Source organism: Vibrio sp. CCB-PB317 (assembly GCF_022808245.1).
In the GTDB taxonomy this organism is placed as follows: Bacteria; Pseudomonadota; Gammaproteobacteria; order Enterobacterales; family Vibrionaceae; genus Vibrio; species Vibrio diabolicus.
Genome location: NZ_JALGNU010000003.1, coordinates 159,399 through 177,180 on the forward strand (window position 1 = coordinate 159,399; position 17,782 = coordinate 177,180).

Here is a 17,782-nt window from a genome sequence, read left to right on the forward strand (position 1 = left end):
CCTATTTGTAAAGAGTTAGTCACCCTAAATCTATGAAGCACATTCGTAACTTTTCGATTATCGCCCACATCGACCATGGTAAGTCGACCCTATCAGACCGTCTAATCCAAGTTTGTGGCGGGTTAACCGATCGTGAAATGGCCGCACAGGTTCTGGATTCTATGGATCTTGAACGTGAGCGTGGCATCACCATCAAATCTCAGAGTGTGACGCTAAACTACACCGCTAAAGACGGTGAGACGTATCAGCTGAACTTCATCGATACTCCGGGGCACGTTGACTTTGCATATGAAGTATCACGTTCTCTAGCGGCTTGTGAAGGTGCGCTATTGGTTGTGGATGCGGGTCAAGGTGTTGAAGCTCAAACACTGGCTAACTGTTACACCGCGATCGAAATGGATCTAGAGGTTGTGCCAATCTTGAACAAGATTGACTTACCTGCAGCTGATCCTGAGCGTGTAGCGGAAGAAATTGAAGAAATCGTTGGTATCGATGCAATGGAAGCAACCCGCTGTTCTGCGAAGACAGGCATCGGTGTTGATGACGTTCTAGAGAACATTGTGTCAGCGATTCCAGCACCGGAAGGTGATCCAGATGCGCCACTACAAGCGCTGATCATTGACTCATGGTTTGATAACTACCTTGGCGTTGTTTCTCTAGTACGTATTAAAAACGGCGAACTGAAGAAGAACGACAAGATCAAAGTGATGAGCACGGGTCAAGTTTGGGGGGTAGACCGTCTTGGTATTTTTACACCAAAACAAGTAGATACCGACATCCTTCGTACTGGTGAAGTAGGTTGGGTGGTTTGTGGTATTAAAGACATCCTTGGTGCACCAGTTGGTGATACGCTGACTATGGCTAAGAATGGCTGTGAAAAACCGCTACCAGGTTTTAAGAAAGTAAAACCTCAGGTTTACGCAGGTCTGTTCCCGGTATCTTCTGACGATTACGAGAACTTCCGTGATGCGCTGGGCAAATTAAGCCTAAACGACGCATCGCTATTCTACGAGCCAGAAAACTCCGCGGCACTTGGCTTTGGTTTCCGTTGTGGTTTCCTTGGCATGCTGCACATGGAAATTATCCAAGAGCGTCTAGAGCGTGAATACGACTTAGATCTTATCACCACGGCACCAACGGTAGTTTACGAAGTTGAAAAGACCGATGGTGAACTGCTGTACGTTGATAGCCCTGCCAAACTACCAGCGATCAATGATATTGAAGAAATTCGTGAACCGATCGCTCGTTGTAATATCCTGGTACCTTCAGAGTACCTAGGTAACGTAATCACGCTGTGTGTTGAAAAGCGTGGTACTCAGGTCGATATGGTTTACCACGGTAACCAAGTCGCCGTGACTTACGATATTCCAATGGCAGAAGTGGTACTGGATTTCTTCGACCGCCTGAAATCGACATCTCGTGGTTATGCGTCTTTGGATTACAACTTCCAGCGCTTTGAAGCGTCGAACATGGTGCGTGTAGACGTTCTTCTGAACGGTGACACCGTTGATGCATTGGCGATGATCACACACAAAGACCAGTCTCAGACTCGCGGTCGTCAGCTGGTAGAGAAGATGAAAGAATTTATCCCTCGCCAAATGTTTGATATCGCAATCCAAGCAGCGATTGGTAACCACATTATCGCACGTTCAACGGTTAAACAGTTACGTAAGAACGTAATCGCAAAATGTTACGGCGGTGACGTAAGTCGTAAGAAGAAACTTCTGAAGAAACAGAAAGAAGGTAAGAAGCGCATGAAGCAGATCGGTAACGTTGAGCTGCCTCAAGAAGCGTTCCTAGCTATCCTTCACGTAGGTAAAGACTAAAGTTGAACTTTGTCTCACACTTGTCGGTCTTAAGACGTTAGATATTAAAATAAGTGAAAGGGTTTCGGCTCTTTCACTTTCGTATTTTTAGATAAGGGAATTTAATGGCGAATACATTCTCACTGATGCTGGTTATTGCGACTTTGGTAACTGGCGTGGTTTGGCTACTGGAAAAGCTGGTTTTCGCGAAAAAGCGTCAGGAAAAACTGGCTGAGATTCAAGCTCAGACGTCTAATGGTTTGGATGCAGTGACCTTGCAAAAAGTTGAGCGTCAGCCTTGGTGGGTTGAAAATAGCGTCTCAATTTTTCCTGTGATTGCGTTCGTTTTAGTATTACGTTCTTTTATCTACGAACCATTTCAAATCCCATCAGGCTCAATGATGCCGACTTTGTTGGTGGGTGACTTTATCTTGGTAGAAAAATACGCCTATGGCTTGAAAGATCCGGTATGGCGCACGCAGTTAGTTGAAACAGGTAAGCCTGAGCGTGGTGATATCGTGGTATTCAAATACCCGCCACAACCAAGTGTGGATTACATTAAGCGTGTTGTTGGTTTGCCTGGTGATATCGTGCGTTATTCAAGTGATAAGCAGCTTTGCGTGCAAAGCCAAGGTGAATCGGCGTGTAAACCAGTTAAACTGAGCAATGTTGAAGAAAGTCAGTTTAGCTCGAACGGTATTCCAATGATCCAACTGGATGAAAAATTGGGTAACGTGGAGCACAATATTTTGGTTAACCCTCTTGTTCGTAACCGTGTGGAGCAATACTTCCCACGTAGCGGCACGACAGAGTGGGTTGTACCACAAGGTCAGTACTTTGTGATGGGTGATAACCGTGACAACAGTGCTGACAGCCGTTACTGGGGCTTCGTTCCTGAAGCAAACTTAGTCGGCAAAGCTGTCGCCATTTGGATCAGCTTCGAGTTTGATCGTGGCGCAGATAGCGTTCTACCTTCATGGATTCCAACTGGTGTGCGTTTTAACCGCATCGGTGGTATTCACTAACCATTTTATATCGAGAGAGTATGAATTCTCCAATTGATAAACTAGAGAGAAAGCTCGGCTACCAGTTTCAAGATGCCGGGCTTATCAACTTGGCGCTGACTCACCGCAGCGCCAACAGTAAGCATAATGAACGTCTTGAGTTTCTGGGCGATTCAATTTTAAGTTTTGTCATCGCTGATGATCTGTACCATCGTTTCCCGAAAGTGAACGAGGGTGACATGAGCCGTATGCGTGCTACTTTGGTTCGCGGACATACATTGGCGGAACTGGGTCGTGAATTCGATCTAGGAGATTATTTAAAATTAGGTCCAGGTGAATTGAAGAGTGGCGGTTTCCGCCGAGACTCTATTTTAGCCGATGCGGTTGAAGCCATTATTGGCGCAATTTACCTAGACAGCGATCTTGAAGTCGTGCGAGGCATTGTACTGAGTTGGTACAACTCACGCCTTGAAGCCATTAAACCTGGCGTCTCACAAAAAGATCCGAAAACTCGCCTACAAGAGTTCCTACAAGGCAGAAGAAAACCGCTGCCTGTGTACACAGTGACTAATATTAAAGGTGAAGCGCACAACCAAGAGTTTACGGTTGAGTGTGAAGTAGCAGGTGTGGACAAGCCTGTAATCGGGAAAGGCACCAGCCGCCGCAAGGCAGAACAAGCGGCTGCTGAAACAGCACTTGAGCAATTAACAAATGGCTGATAACGAATTCGATATCGATGCGTTTTTCGCATCACAAGGTGAGCCAAGCTCGCCAGAAAACCAGCACTGTGGCTTCATTGCTATTGTTGGTCGCCCAAACGTAGGTAAGTCGACACTTCTGAACAAAATCTTGGGTCAGAAGATTTCGATCACCTCACGTAAGCCGCAAACAACACGCCACCGCATTATGGGTGTGGACACGGATGGCGATTACCAAGCGATTTACGTCGACACGCCAGGACTTCACATTGAAGAAAAGCGTGCGATTAACCGCCTGATGAACCGTGCGGCTAACTCATCTCTAAGTGATGTAAACCTAGTGTTCTTCTTAGTCGATGGTACGCATTGGACCAAAGACGATGAGATGGTGCTAACTAAGCTTCAAAAATCGAACTTCCCAGTTGTGCTTTGTGTCAATAAAGTCGACAACGTGCAAGATCGTAACGAAGTGATGCTACACATGGCTGAGATGTCTAAGAAGATGGACTTCGTGGACGTTGTGCCAATCTCTGCGAAGCAAGGGAAGAACATTGATGTACTGCGTAAGCACGTGCGTAATCACTTACCTAAAGCAACGCACCACTTCCCAGAAGAATACGTGACTGATCGCTCCCAGCGCTTTATGGCATCTGAAATTGTGCGTGAAAAGTTAATGCGTTTCACGGGTGAAGAATTGCCATACTCGGTAACGGTCGAGATTGAACGTTTTGATTACAACCCAGAAACCGACGGTTTCCACATCAATGCCTTGATTCTTGTTGAGCGTAATGGCCAGAAGAAAATGGTGATTGGTAAAGGTGGCGAGAAGATCAAGACCATTGGTCGTGAAGCGCGTTTAGATATGGAAGAGTTGTTCGGTCGTAAGGTTTACCTAGAAACATGGGTAAAAGTGAAATCTGGCTGGGCTGACGATGAACGAGCACTGCGCTCGTTGGGCTATATCGACGATTTATAATCTTGGCTGCGAAGATGCTTCGCTCCAACATCGATGAAAAATTAGTATCGATTAAAATAAGGAGCCGCTCGGCTCCTTATTTTTTATTTCACACTTTTTAGGCACAATGACTTAGATGAGTAATCTGTCTTCCGAAGGTTTACAGCGCTGCTTTGTTTTACATCGCCGCCCTTACAGTGAATCGAGCTTAATCCTTGATGTATTCAGTGAGGAATATGGTCGAATGACTTTAATGGCCAAAGGCGCGCGCAGTAAGCGTTCGAACTTAAAAGGCGCATTGCAACCTTTTACTCCGCTGTTACTTAAATGGTCGGGGAAAGGTTCGATGAAGACTTTGCGTCAAGCCGAGCCGATAAGCCTAGGCTTACCGCTAACGGGCATTAATCTCTACTCTGCCATGTACGTCAATGAACTGATTGGTCGGATATTGATGGCTGAAGTGCCGATGCCAGCGCTATTTCATGATTATTTGCATGCGCTAACAGAGTTGGCACACAACGAGAACCCTGAGCCAGCACTGCGTCGTTTTGAGTTAGCATTGCTATCTGCGATGGGATATGGCGTAGATTTCTTGCACTGTGCAGGTACTGGCGAGCCCGTCGACCCAGAGATGACGTATCGTTACCGGGAACAAAAAGGCTTCATAGCTTCGGTTAGGCGCGATAACCTCACGTTTTTAGGGAATGAGCTGATTGCTATCAGTGAGCGGCGGTTCGTCACTAAAGAGCAGCTAAAAGCGGCAAAACGCTTTACACGTATAGCCTTAAAGCCGTATCTTGGCGGCAAACCTTTAAAAAGTCGTGAATTTTTCATTCAGACCCCCAGAGCACGGAGTAACGGAAAATGAGCTCAATTTATTTAGGCGTCAATATCGACCATATTGCCACTCTACGCAATGCACGTGGTACAAAATACCCTGATCCTGTTCACGCTGCAGAAATTGCTGAGCGTGCAGGCGCGGATGGTATCACAATTCACTTACGTGAAGACCGTCGCCATATTTTGGATCGTGATGTACGTATTCTGCGTGAAACCATTCAAACGCGTATGAATCTAGAGATGGCAGTGACAGACGAAATGGTTGAGATTGCGCTGCAAACTCAACCAGAGTTTGTGTGCTTAGTGCCTGAAAAACGTGAAGAACTGACGACGGAAGGTGGCTTGGACGTTGTGGGGCAGCTTGAAAAAATTAAAGCTGCGACGAAAAAGCTGACAGATGCAGGCATTAAAGTTTCACTCTTTATTGATGCTGACCGTCAACAGATTGAAGCTGCGAAAAAGTGTGGTGCTCCGTTTATTGAGCTACACACGGGTCATTATGCTGATGCGACGACAGAAGACGAACAACAAGCTGAACTGAAGAAGGTTGCCGCTGGTGCGAGTTATGCTCATGACCTAGGTATTATTGTTAATGCCGGGCATGGCCTGACTTATCACAATGTCGCGCCAATTGCTGCATTACCAGAAATTTACGAACTCAACATTGGTCACTCAATCATTGGTCGCGCGGTATTTGATGGTTTGAATAAAGCGGTTGCGGACATGAAAGCACTGATGATTGAGGCACGCCAGTAATAGGGCTATCTAGATGGCGATTATAGGGTTAGGCACCGACATTGCAGAAATTGAGCGTATTGAAAAAGCGTTAGCTCGTAGTGGTGAGCCTTTTGCTCAGCGTATTCTTTCAGAAGAAGAAATGGCTAAATTTTCACAGCTTAAGCTGCAAGGCCGTTATCTTGCTAAGCGCTTTGCGGTCAAAGAAGCGGCCTCAAAAGCATTGGGGACAGGGATCGCGAAAGGGGTCACGTTTCACGATTTTTCCATCTCGAACGATGCGCTTGGAAAACCAGTACTCGCATTGACGGGCACAGCAAAACAAATAGCGGATGCGATGGGCGTTAACCACATTCACCTGTCCATTTCCGATGAGCGTCATTACGCTGTGGCGACGGTCATTTTTGAATCCTAGCTTGTAAGTCTTAAACAAAATACTAAAAAGCCAGAGCAGATGCTCTGGCTTTCTTGTCTCTCGAGCAGATTACTGTTCAAGGTATAATTTTGCAGTCGTTGTGACTTTAATCATTTCATCTTGCAGCTCGAACATTTCAGGCTCAACCTCCTCAAGACTGACCCCTGATCGCAGTGCTTGCTCAAGCGTCGCACAGAGTGATTTCAGCCTAGGCACTCCGCAATATGAGCTACTGCCGTGCAGCTTATGGATGACATGAATTAGGTCATCACGGGAGATATCTTCTTGCTCCAGAGCTTGGTCAACGACTGCTTCTACTTCAGGGATGAACTCAATCAACATGCGCAGCATGTCTTTGGCGAGATCCTCTTTATTCGCGCTCTGTTTTAAGGCAGCTTGCCAATCAATAATCACATCCTGCTGAGGCGAAGAAACGGATTGTGGCGCGCTCCCTTCAGGCTCATCAACGTATGAAGGGGCGACTTTGCCAATGCTCTCTGTACAAGCATTTGGGTTCCAGTGAACCAAAACCTGTTGTAGCACATGCTCTTCAATAGGTTTGGTCAAGTAGTCATCCATTCCTGCCGAGAGCAAACGATCTCTTTCACCCGCCATGGCATGCGCAGTTACCGCAATCACTGGCGTGTCTTTATTTAACTCCAACTCTTTAATGTGCTGACAAGCGGTCACACCATCCATTTGCGGCATTTGGATATCCATGAAGATTAAGTCGTACTTTTTCTCCGTCGCAAGGTTTACCGCTTGCTGGCCATTGCTGCAGGCGGTGACGGTTTCTACTCGTTCGCGGAGCAGAGCGGAAATCAGCTTCAAGTTCGCTGGGTTATCATCCACCGCTAACACCGTCAGAGGTAAACGCTCCCCTTCGCTTGGCGTAATTGGAGCACTCAATGTTGGTGGTGATTCGACATGTTCGCTAATCAGGCTTTGCAGCAGTTTACGGCGAGACAACGGCTTCGTCAGGCATTGGACGTGATGCTCTGTCATAATTTGGTCGGCAAGTGCCAGTTCGGTACTCGGCGTCCCTAGGATCACACTTGGAGCCATGCGTTTCGCTTGTTCTATCCAAGGTGTAATGACGTCTGCATCATGCGTTTGATTCGCCGCTAAATTCAGTAATACATAGTCATATTGTTCTTCGTTTTTCGGTAGCGAAGAGCGGTAGGTTACTAAGATACCTTCTTGACTTAGAATCTGTTGGGTTACGGATGCGGCTTGCATGTTTGGTTCAATCAACAGCAACTGTTTGCCCGTTAGAAGCTCCACTTCAATCAGTTCGCTCATTGGCATTTCTGTTGAGTGCAAGCGCACCGTAAACCAGAACGTCGAACCTTGGTGTAGGCGGCTGGTTAAGCTGATCTCGCCACCCATCTGGCTTACCAATTTCTGCGTGATAACCAAACCTAACCCAGTGCCGCCGTAGCGACGTGAAATGCTGGCATCCGCTTGGCTAAATGCTTGGAATAATTGCGCTTGCTGACGTTCAGAAATACCAATGCCGGTATCGCGCACCATGAACTGCAACTCGACGGAGTCCCCAGATTGAGAGCGCATTTCAACACTAACATCAATGTTACCTCGCTCGGTAAACTTGATTGAGTTACCGACTAAGTTCGTCAAAATTTGCTGGATACGTAGTGGGTCCCCAACTAAACCCGGTGGAATTTTAGGGTCCACTTTTAGGGTGATTTCTAACCCTTTCTCATGTGCACTCGTGGCTTGTAGGTTAATAACTTCTTCTAAACTTTCTCGGAAATCAAACGGAATGTTTTCCAGCGCTAGCTTACCCGCCTCAAGCTTCGAGAAGTCGAGAATGTCATTGATGATGTTCAGTAGATTGTTCGCCGACTTCTCAATCGTCTGTAGGTAATCAGTTTGGCTGTTAGAAAGCTGCGTTTTAAGCATTTGACGAGTAAAGCCAATAACCCCATTGAGCGGAGTACGCAGTTCGTGCGACATGTTCGCCAAGAACTCAGATTTAACCCTGGCCGCTTCTTGCGCGCGTTTCTTCGCGATATCTAACTCAACGTTCTGAATCTCTAGCTGCTCAAGCGTTTCACGCAAGTCTGATGTGGCTTGGTCTATACTGTGCTGCATCTCCACGTGATATTCCGATAGCGATACCGCCATGGCGTTAATACCGTTTTTCAGTTGGTCTAACTCACCATGCATTTTACCTTCGATACGTACGTCTAGGTGACCACGGCGAATGCGGTCAACGACATTCTTCATGTGGGTGATAGGCTGGGTAACATCGTGCATCAGACGTGAAGCAAACACACTTGCCAAGCCAAGACCGAGTATAAGAACTAAAAAAGCAGAGAAAACTTCTTGATACTGTTGCAGCCTTAAAGAGGAGAGATCTAACTCAACGGCAATATAACCAATTGCTTTGGTTCCTTGGCTTTCGTTCGACAGCTCAGCTAAATAGTGACCCTCGGACAAAATAGGTACGCGCAATATCAGTGAGTTTTCGTAGATTTCCGAATTGCCCAGTTGCGGGATCGGTTTATCTTTAGGGAACATCAAGGCTTCGAAATTAGGGTGAAAGTTAGATGTCACGAAGAGCTCATGATGTTCATCAAACACCGCGATACTACGAACCAGTTTAGAGTTTTTGCGATGGGCGTAGCTTATCAAGCGACGTACCGCCTCTCGGCTTTCTGATAGTAGATGAGTTTCACTGGCAATTGCTAACGGCTCAATGATGCTGTTACCAGTGGTGATAACTTGTTTCTCAAGGTCTTGGTAGCGATTAAATGAGAAAAAACCGCTCAGTAATAAACCAATGATGAGAGTGGGAGCGAGAGTCAGTGTAATTACACGTGCTCGTAAGCCATATCTGGTCATGTTATCTAATTACATCGGAGTCTGGATATGGGAAAATAACGCATTATTTCTCAAGCGCACGATAAGGCGTTGAGCAAAGAAGTGACGTCACCTAATAAACGGTAAGCATAATCAAGTCACTCGAATCACACAACGGCTGCAATCAAGAATAGTGAAGCCGAAGAGCAATTAGACATAAATCAGGCATAGAGCATGGCACGCATCTTTCAACCGAAAAAGAAAACCCAACTCAATACTCGTCATCAAGCGGTGCAAGTGGAGCGTTTAGATCACCACGGCGCAGGTATTGCTTACCTAAAGAAAAAACCGCTGTTTATTGATGGCGCATTGCCGGGAGAAGAAGTCGTCACGCAGTTAGTGGAAGAAAAAAGTAAATTTGCTCGCGGTAAACTGATTAAGATTCTTAAGCCGAGTGACACTCGCGTGGAGCCATTTTGTCCGCATTACCACGAGTGTGGTGGCTGTGATTTGCAACATCTAGATTATGACCAACAATTGACGTACAAACAGCAAACACTGCGTCAGCTGATGCGAAAATTTTCAGGCAATGATATCGAGCTTGATGCGCCATTATTAGGGGATTCACTGGCCTATCGTCGTCGTGCGCGAGTGAGCTTATTTGTCGATAAAAAAACACGTCAGCTACATTTTGGTTTCCGTAAAAAGCAGAGTAAGCAAATCGCGCAAGTGACTGACTGCCCAGTGCTGGCGCCGGAACTGAATGTTCTGCTTCCAGAGATTTATTCAGCACTAAAAGCGTTTAAAAAGCCGGAGCAATTGGGCCATGTAGAGCTGGTACTTGGTGATAATGGGCCGTGTATTACGTTGCGTCACTTGAGTGCTCTGACAGCGAGTGAAACTCAATCTCTAACGGAGCTAGCAAAACGTCGTAATGCATCGCTGTACCTAATGCCAGCAACAGATCAGCTAAACCTTGTTGAAGGCGATATGCCTTTCTATCAAGAAGTTGGCGTGAAAATTCCTTTTGCGCCAAATAATTTTATTCAAGTGAACCAAGCCGTAAACAAAAAAATGGTCAAGCAAGCGGTTGAGTGGTTAGACCCGCAAAAGAGTGACCGAGTGTTAGATTTGTTCTGCGGCGTAGGCAACTTCAGTTTACCGATTGCGAAGTTAGCTAAGCACGTAGTTGGGGTCGAGGGTGTTGCAGAGATGGTCGAAAAAGCTACAAATAATGCATCCTTGAACCAAATCAATAATGCGCAATTTTATCACGCTAACCTTGAGCAAGATTTTGAAGGGCAGGTCTGGGCGGCAGAACGGTTTGATAAAGTGCTGTTAGACCCAGCACGCGCGGGGGCAAGTGGGATCATCGATCAAGTTTCTGAGCTTGGCGCACAGCGTGTAGTTTATGTTTCTTGTAATCCTGCTACCCTTGCTAGGGACAGCCAAAGCTTGATGGAGCAAGGCTATAAATTAACTAAATTAGGTATGCTGGACATGTTCCCTCATACCAGTCATCTAGAATCGATGGCATTGTTTGAAAAGTCCTAAAGTTAGGACTTTGGCCCCTTATTTGTGGTGGGTGGTCATAAAGCCAGCGTTTACGCGCAGGTAAAAGAACTAACCTGGACGGTGTTAGTCAAACCACACGAATATAATAATTAGGATGATGAGATGGTTGCGGTAAGAAGCGCGCATTTAAACCAAGATGAACAGTTTGAACTCGAAAACTGGGTGGCTAGCCTAGGACAAGAGAAAAACACAGCCTCACGCTTAATCGAAGTATATCGAGATTGCCAGACGGTATTAGCCGATAACGAGCAAGCGGAACTGTTGTTGTGGCGTGGACGAGAAATGATCGAAATTTTGATCACCTTGTCTATGGATCAGGCCACCTTAGTGGCTGCACAACTGTTTCCTTTGGTTTCAAGTGGTGCTTTTAACAGAGAAATTCTGGAAGAGAAATACAGCAAAGAAATCATAAAATTAATCGATGGCGTTGAAGAGATGGCGGCTATTGGCCAACTCAATGTCAACATGGAAGGCAGTGCGGCGTCATCTCAGGTAGATAACGTACGCCGCATGCTGCTTGCCATGGTGGATGACTTCCGCTGCGTGGTTATCAAGCTCGCGGAACGAATTTGTAATCTTATTGAAGTTAAAAAAGCGCCTGATGAGGTTCGACGTGCGGCGGCAAAAGAGTGTGCCAACATCTATGCGCCGCTAGCAAACCGATTAGGCATCGGTCAGCTGAAATGGGAAATTGAAGATTACGCTTTCCGCTACCAACAGCCGGAAACTTACAAACAAATTGCCAAGCAGCTTTCTGAGCGACGCATCGTTCGTGAACAGTACATCAAAGACTTTGTTGAAGACCTTACGCACGAAATGGAAGTGTCAGGTATTAACGCCGAAGTGAGTGGTCGACCTAAGCACATCTACAGCATTTGGCGAAAAATGCAGAAGAAGAGTTTGGCATTCGATGAGCTGTTTGATGTTAGAGCAGTACGTATCATCGCAGACAAACTGCAAGACTGTTACGCGGCTTTGGGCGTAGTTCACACCAAATACAAGCACCTACCGAGCGAGTTTGATGACTACGTTGCTAACCCTAAACCAAACGGTTATCAATCGATCCACACCGTAATTCTAGGGCCAGAAGGCAAAACCATCGAGATCCAGATTCGTACCAAGCAAATGCATGAAGAGTCGGAGCTGGGTGTTGCAGCGCACTGGAAATATAAAGAAGGGGCAAGCAGCCGAAGCGGTTATGATGAGAAGATTACGTGGCTGCGTAAGCTACTGGATTGGCAAGAAGAAATGTCAGATTCTGGCGAAATGCTTGATGAGCTACGTAGCCAAGTCTTTGATGATCGCGTCTATGCCTTTACACCTCGCGGCGATGTTGTCGATTTACCAATGGGGGCAACGCCGCTAGATTTTGCCTACCATATTCACTCCGAAGTGGGACACCGTTGTATCGGCGCCAAAGTCGGAGGCCGCATCGTACCGTTTACTCATAAACTACATATGGGTGATCAGGTTGAGATTATCACTCAGAAAGAACCTAACCCATCACGTGACTGGTTAAACCCATCATTAGGCTTCGTTCATTCTGGCCGCGCGCGTGCCAAAATTAACGCCTGGTTCCGAAAGCAAAGCCGTGAGAAGAACCTCGAAGCGGGTCGTGAAATTCTTGAACATGAGTTAGCAAAAATTGGCGCAACGTTAAAAGATGCTGAGCATTACGCTCTCAAACGGTTTAACGTCAAAACACCAGATGAGCTTTACGTTGGTGTTGGTAGCGGTGATTTGCGTATCAACCAAATCATTAACCATATTAATGCGCTCGTTAACAAGCCAACGGCAGAAGAAGAAGACCAGCAAGCACTGGAAAAACTGCAAGAAGCAGAGCACAAATCACCCGCGCAAAGCCGACCGAAAAAAGACGCCGTCGTTGTAGAAGGTGTCGATAATCTAATGACGCACCTAGCGCGTTGCTGTCAGCCAATTCCAGGTGACGATATCTGTGGTTACATCACGCAAGGCCGAGGGATTTCAGTACACCGTAGTGACTGTGAACAGCTAGAAGAACTGCGCCATCACGCGCCAGAGCGTATCATCGATACTGTCTGGGGCAGCGGCTTCGTCGGGTCATACATCCTCACCGTCCGTGTTGAAGCGATGGAGCGAGGTGGTCTACTCAAAGACATTACGACACTGTTCGCCAACGAAAAGATCAAAGTGACCAGTATGAAGAACCGAGTCGATTACAGACGTCAACTTGCCATCATGGATTTTGATCTAGAAGTCACCAATATTGAGGTGCTTTCTCGTGTTTCGAAACGGGTAGAACAAATAAAGGATGTCATGACGGTGAAACGCCTCGGCTAATTTTTGCGTCACATTTGGCTTTTTATCTGCGTTAGCTGCACTTATTCGCTCCATCACATGGTGAACCATGCTCAGGAGTCTCATAAGTTTGCTGCCTTGCTAAAAGAGCCAACTGTTTAGTAAAAACCGACCAATGAAATAACTTAAGGTGAGTGGTTTTGGCTGCTCACCTTTTTCTTTAGTAGAAAGGTTTAAAGGAACAAAAAATGAGTCATCCAATTGAACAATTAGAACAAATCATGGCGAAGTTGCGTGACCCAGAAAACGGTTGCCCTTGGGACTTAAAACAAACCTTTGACACCATCGTTCCGCACACCATCGAAGAAACTTACGAAGTGGTGGACGCGATTCAAAATCGAGACTGGACCAATCTAAAAGAAGAGCTAGGGGATTTGTTGTTTCAGGTGATTTTTTACAGTCAGCTAGCGAAAGAGCAAGAGCTGTTCGACTTTTCGGATGTCGTCGAAACCGTGAATGAAAAACTGACTCGCCGTCATCCTCATGTTTTTTCAGATGTTGAGTTTGAATCGGACGAGGAAATCAACGCCAACTGGGAAGCGGAAAAAGCAAAAGAAAAAGCGCAGGTAGGCAAAGCGGAAGAAAGTATCCTAGACTCAATACCAAACTCTTTGCCGGCACTTTCTCGTGCTACAAAGATACAGAAAAAATGTGCGAAATATGGATTTGACTGGGACTCTCTTGGCCCGGTCGTCGATAAGGTGCGAGAAGAAATTGATGAAGTCATGGAAGAAGCACTACAAGTTCAGCCTGATGAAGAAAAAGTGGAGTTGGAACTCGGCGATTTGCTATTTGCGACCGTCAATTTGGCACGCCATCTTGATAAAAATCCAGAAGTCGCACTAGGTAAAGCAAACTTAAAGTTTGCGAGACGTTTTAAGCAAGTTGAAGGAAAGGTCCAGCAGTCAGGCAAAGCGCTTACAGATTGTTCTTTATCAGAGCTCGACGATTTCTGGGATGAAGTAAAGCGAGAAGAGTCTAGATAGGGGGAAATAAGCGGAATATACAATATGAGGCCAGTTTGCCTCTTAACACGAAAACGGACTTTGGTTTGTCTTTGCTCACTTTGATTTGAAGCAAAAAATAAAAAATTACGGTGTGATAGATTTCACGTTGTGGCGGTAAGGAGCTTCTGGTATATTTATCTCCCGTCCAGAAGCACTCCATTTCCCTCATTCAACCAATTTCAGGTTAAACATGACGACAAATTACATTTTTGTTACTGGCGGGGTTGTATCCTCTCTAGGTAAAGGTATTGCAGCAGCATCTCTTGCGGCTATTCTAGAAGCTCGTGGTCTCAAAGTGACTATGATGAAGCTTGACCCTTACATCAACGTTGACCCGGGCACAATGAGCCCTACTCAGCACGGTGAAGTGTTCGTTACAGAAGATGGCGCAGAGACTGACCTTGACCTTGGTCACTACGAGCGTTTCATCCGTACCAAGATGACCAAGCGTAACAACTTTACTGCAGGTCGTGTTTATGCCGACGTACTTCGTAAAGAACGTCGTGGTGACTACCTAGGCGCAACTATTCAAGTTATCCCTCACATCACTAACGCGATCAAAGACCGTGTCATTGCTGGCTCTGAAGGCCATGATGTGGCTATCGTTGAAGTTGGCGGTACCGTTGGTGATATCGAATCACTACCATTTATGGAAGCGATTCGTCAGCTAGCCGTTGAACTAGGCCGTGAGCGCGCAATGTTCATGCACCTAACACTTGTTCCTTACCTAGCGGCAGCGGGCGAAGTGAAAACTAAGCCGACTCAACACTCTGTAAAAGAACTTCTATCTATCGGTATTCAGCCAGATATCCTAGTTTGCCGTAGCGACCGCGTTATTCCAGCGAATGAACGTAAGAAAATCGCACTATTCTGTAATGTTCCAGAAAAAGCAGTAATTTCAATGAAGGACGTAGATTCTATCTACAAGATTCCTCAATTGATCAAGTCTCAAGGTCTAGATGATCTTGTGTGTGCTCGCTTTGGCATCACAGCTCCTGAAGCTGACCTTTCTGAGTGGGAACAGGTTATTTACGAAGAAGCAAATCCTACTGGTGAAGTAACCATCGGTATGGTTGGTAAATACACTGAATTGCCAGATGCATACAAGTCTGTGAACGAAGCACTTAAACACGCTGGCTTGAAAAACCGTCTAAGTGTCACAATTAAGTATGTAGACTCACAAGATATCGAAACAAAAGGTGTTGAGCTGCTAGAAGGCTTAGACGCGATCCTAGTACCAGGTGGCTTCGGCGATCGTGGTATTGAAGGCAAGATCCGTGCAGCTCAATACGCACGTGAAAACAATGTGCCTTACCTAGGTATTTGTTTGGGTATGCAAGTTGCACTAATTGAATACGCGCGTAACGTTGCGGGTATGGAAGGTGCACATTCAACAGAATTTAACAAAGAGACTAAGTACCCTGTGGTAGGTTTGATCACAGAGTGGGTAGACGAGTCAGGTAACGTAGAAGAGCGTACTGAAAAGTCTGACCTAGGTGGTACGATGCGTCTTGGTTCACAGCTATGTCACCTAGAGAAAGGGACGAAAGCTCGTGAACTGTACGGTAGCGCGACGATCCATGAACGTCACCGTCACCGTTACGAAGTGAATAATGTGCTTCGTCCGCAAATCGAAAAAGCAGGTCTGAAAGTTTCTGGCCTATCAGCGGACAAGAAGTTAGTGGAAATGATTGAGAACCCAGCTCACCCATGGTTTGTAGCGGCTCAGTTCCACCCAGAATTCACATCGACTCCTCGAGATGGCCACCCATTGTTTGCAGGTTTCGTTAAGGCTGCGGGCCAAAACGCACGCGGCGAATTCGAGAAGTAAAAGGATACGGGCGGCGGCGAAGGTTGTGCTGCTGCCCTTTAAAATTGACATTTATATTTGAAACGAGAGGAAACATTAATGTCTAAGATCGTTAAAGTTCTAGGTCGTGAAATCATCGACTCACGTGGTAACCCAACTGTAGAAGCTGAAGTACACCTAGAAGGCGGTTTCGTAGGTATGGCGGCAGCTCCATCTGGCGCATCTACTGGTTCTCGCGAAGCTCTTGAGCTACGTGACGGTGACAAAGCACGTTTCCTAGGTAAAGGTGTTCTTAAAGCAGTTGAAGCTGTAAACGGCCCAATCGCTGAAGCTCTAGTTGGCAAAGACGCTAAAGACCAAGCTGCAATCGACGCAGTAATGATCGAACTAGACGGCACTGAAAACAAATCTAAATTCGGTGCTAACGCTATCCTAGCTGTTTCTCTAGCAAACGCTAAAGCTGCTGCTGCAGCGAAAGGCATGCCTCTATACGAGCACATCGCTGAACTAAACGGTACAGCTGGTCAGTTCTCTATGCCTCTACCAATGATGAACATCATCAACGGTGGTGAGCACGCAGACAACAACGTTGACATCCAAGAGTTCATGATCCAACCAGTTGGTGCTAAGACTCTTAAAGAAGGTCTACGTATCGGTGCAGAAGTATTCCACAACCTAGCTAAAGTTCTTAAGTCTAAAGGCTACAGCACTGCAGTTGGTGACGAAGGTGGTTTCGCTCCTAACCTTAAATCTAACGCTGAAGCTCTAGAAGTTATCGCAGAAGCTGTTGCAGCTGCTGGTTACGAACTAGGTAAAGACGTTACTCTAGCTATGGACTGTGCAGCATCTGAGTTCTTCGACAAAGAAGCTGGCATCTACAACATGAAAGGCGAAGGTAAAACTTTCACTTCTGAAGAGTTCAACCACTACCTAGCTGAGCTAGCTAACCAATTCCCAATCGTTTCTATCGAAGACGGTCTAGACGAGTCTGACTGGGATGGCTTCAAGCACCAAACTGAACTACTAGGTGACAAACTTCAACTAGTAGGTGACGACCTATTCGTTACTAACACTAAGATCCTTGCTGAAGGTATCGAGAAAGGCGTAGCTAACTCTATCCTTATCAAGTTCAACCAAATCGGTTCTCTAACTGAGACTCTAGCTGCAATCAAGATGGCTAAAGACGCAGGTTACACAGCAGTAATCTCTCACCGTTCTGGCGAAACTGAAGATGCAACTATCGCTGACCTAGCGGTAGGTACTGCTGCAGGTCAAATCAAAACTGGTTCTATGAGCCGTTCTGACCGTGTTGCTAAGTACAACCAACTAATCCGTATCGAGGAAGCTCTAGGTGAGCGCGCTCCTTTCAACGGTCTTAAAGAAGTTAAAGGTCAAGCTTAATTCTTAATTGAATAAGTTTAGCTAAATAGCTTTCTAGAAACGCTCCACTTCGGTGGGGCGTTTTTTATTTAAGAGCGATGAGCCGTTCTGGCCGTGTTGCTTGCCATACCTAAAGAAAGCAACCTATTTATCTGCATCGAGGAAGCTCTAGGTGAGCACGCTCCTCCATGTTTCAAAGAAGCGGTCTTAAAGAAGCTCAAGCTTAGTTCTTCATTGGATTAACCGCTTAGGTTGAAGCTTTGAAATACCCTGATTTTGCGGGGTGTTTTTGTATCTATAGGCTTGTATTTCTTGGTCTTACTTTGGTGAGAGCTAAGAATAGCTTCATATGTCTTTGTTTCATTTTGCTGCTTATTTCTTGTAAGGAGCGT

13 protein-coding genes are annotated in these 17,782 nt (G+C 46.1%); 12 read left to right on the top strand and 1 reads right to left on the bottom strand.

Annotation, left to right across the window (positions count from 1 at the left end; all coding sequences use genetic code 11):
* Positions 1 to 32 precede the first annotated feature (32 nt).
* The 7 genes from lepA (at position 33) to acpS (ending at position 6,452) form a co-directional block, all read left to right on the top strand.
* A complete protein-coding gene (gene lepA / locus MTR11_RS17970) occupies positions 33 to 1,826 on the top strand; it encodes a translation elongation factor 4 (protein ID WP_005393909.1) in 1,794 nt (597 codons plus the stop codon).
* Positions 1,827 to 1,930: 104 nt separating this feature from the next.
* On the top strand, positions 1,931 to 2,830 hold the full coding sequence (gene lepB / locus MTR11_RS17975; RefSeq protein ID WP_005380933.1) for a signal peptidase I: 900 nt from the start codon (positions 1,931 to 1,933) through the stop codon (positions 2,828 to 2,830).
* A gap of 20 nt (positions 2,831 to 2,850) precedes the next feature.
* On the top strand, positions 2,851 to 3,528 hold the full coding sequence (rnc, locus tag MTR11_RS17980) for a ribonuclease III (protein ID WP_005393907.1): 678 nt from the start codon (positions 2,851 to 2,853) through the stop codon (positions 3,526 to 3,528).
* Positions 3,521 to 4,483 (top strand): GTPase Era, encoded by a 963-nt coding sequence (gene era, locus MTR11_RS17985; RefSeq protein WP_006743309.1) that lies wholly within the window; start codon positions 3,521 to 3,523, stop codon positions 4,481 to 4,483. Before rnc ends, era begins: the two co-directional genes overlap by 8 nt.
* A gap of 115 nt (positions 4,484 to 4,598) precedes the next feature.
* Complete coding sequence (gene recO, locus MTR11_RS17990) at positions 4,599 to 5,330, top strand: DNA repair protein RecO (protein WP_005384578.1); 732 nt, start codon at positions 4,599 to 4,601, stop codon at positions 5,328 to 5,330.
* Positions 5,327 to 6,058: a pyridoxine 5'-phosphate synthase gene (pdxJ, locus tag MTR11_RS17995; RefSeq protein ID WP_243328158.1), complete on the top strand. Its 732-nt coding sequence runs from the start codon at positions 5,327 to 5,329 to the stop codon at positions 6,056 to 6,058. Before recO ends, pdxJ begins: the two co-directional genes overlap by 4 nt.
* Before the next feature lie 13 nt (positions 6,059 to 6,071).
* Entirely contained in the window at positions 6,072 to 6,452 is a 381-nt protein-coding gene (gene acpS / locus MTR11_RS18000; protein WP_012841407.1) for a holo-ACP synthase, read from the top strand.
* Positions 6,453 to 6,521: 69 nt separating this feature from the next.
* On the opposite strand, the gene barA is transcribed toward acpS, so the two are convergent.
* Positions 6,522 to 9,320, bottom strand: coding sequence for a two-component sensor histidine kinase BarA (gene barA / locus MTR11_RS18005; RefSeq protein ID WP_243328159.1), 2,799 nt, complete (start codon positions 9,318 to 9,320; stop codon positions 6,522 to 6,524).
* Between the two features lie 192 nt (positions 9,321 to 9,512).
* On the opposite strand from barA, the gene rlmD reads away from it, so the two are divergent.
* From rlmD to eno, 5 genes are all read left to right on the top strand, one after another.
* The gene (rlmD, locus tag MTR11_RS18010; RefSeq protein ID WP_243328160.1) at positions 9,513 to 10,832 is read left to right on the top strand and encodes a 23S rRNA (uracil(1939)-C(5))-methyltransferase RlmD; all 1,320 of its coding nucleotides are present in this window, start codon (positions 9,513 to 9,515) and stop codon (positions 10,830 to 10,832) included.
* A gap of 123 nt (positions 10,833 to 10,955) precedes the next feature.
* On the top strand, positions 10,956 to 13,175 hold the full coding sequence (gene relA / locus MTR11_RS18015; protein ID WP_005393896.1) for a GTP diphosphokinase: 2,220 nt from the start codon (positions 10,956 to 10,958) through the stop codon (positions 13,173 to 13,175).
* Between the two features lie 206 nt (positions 13,176 to 13,381).
* Positions 13,382 to 14,179, top strand: coding sequence for a nucleoside triphosphate pyrophosphohydrolase (gene mazG, locus MTR11_RS18020; RefSeq protein WP_109169440.1), 798 nt, complete (start codon positions 13,382 to 13,384; stop codon positions 14,177 to 14,179).
* A 211-nt stretch (positions 14,180 to 14,390) separates the two neighbouring features.
* Positions 14,391 to 16,031 (top strand): CTP synthase, encoded by a 1,641-nt coding sequence (locus tag MTR11_RS18025; RefSeq protein WP_005393892.1) that lies wholly within the window; start codon positions 14,391 to 14,393, stop codon positions 16,029 to 16,031.
* Between the two features lie 78 nt (positions 16,032 to 16,109).
* Entirely contained in the window at positions 16,110 to 17,411 is a 1,302-nt protein-coding gene (gene eno, locus MTR11_RS18030; protein WP_005383785.1) for a phosphopyruvate hydratase, read from the top strand.
* Positions 17,412 to 17,782: the final 371 nt, after the last annotated feature.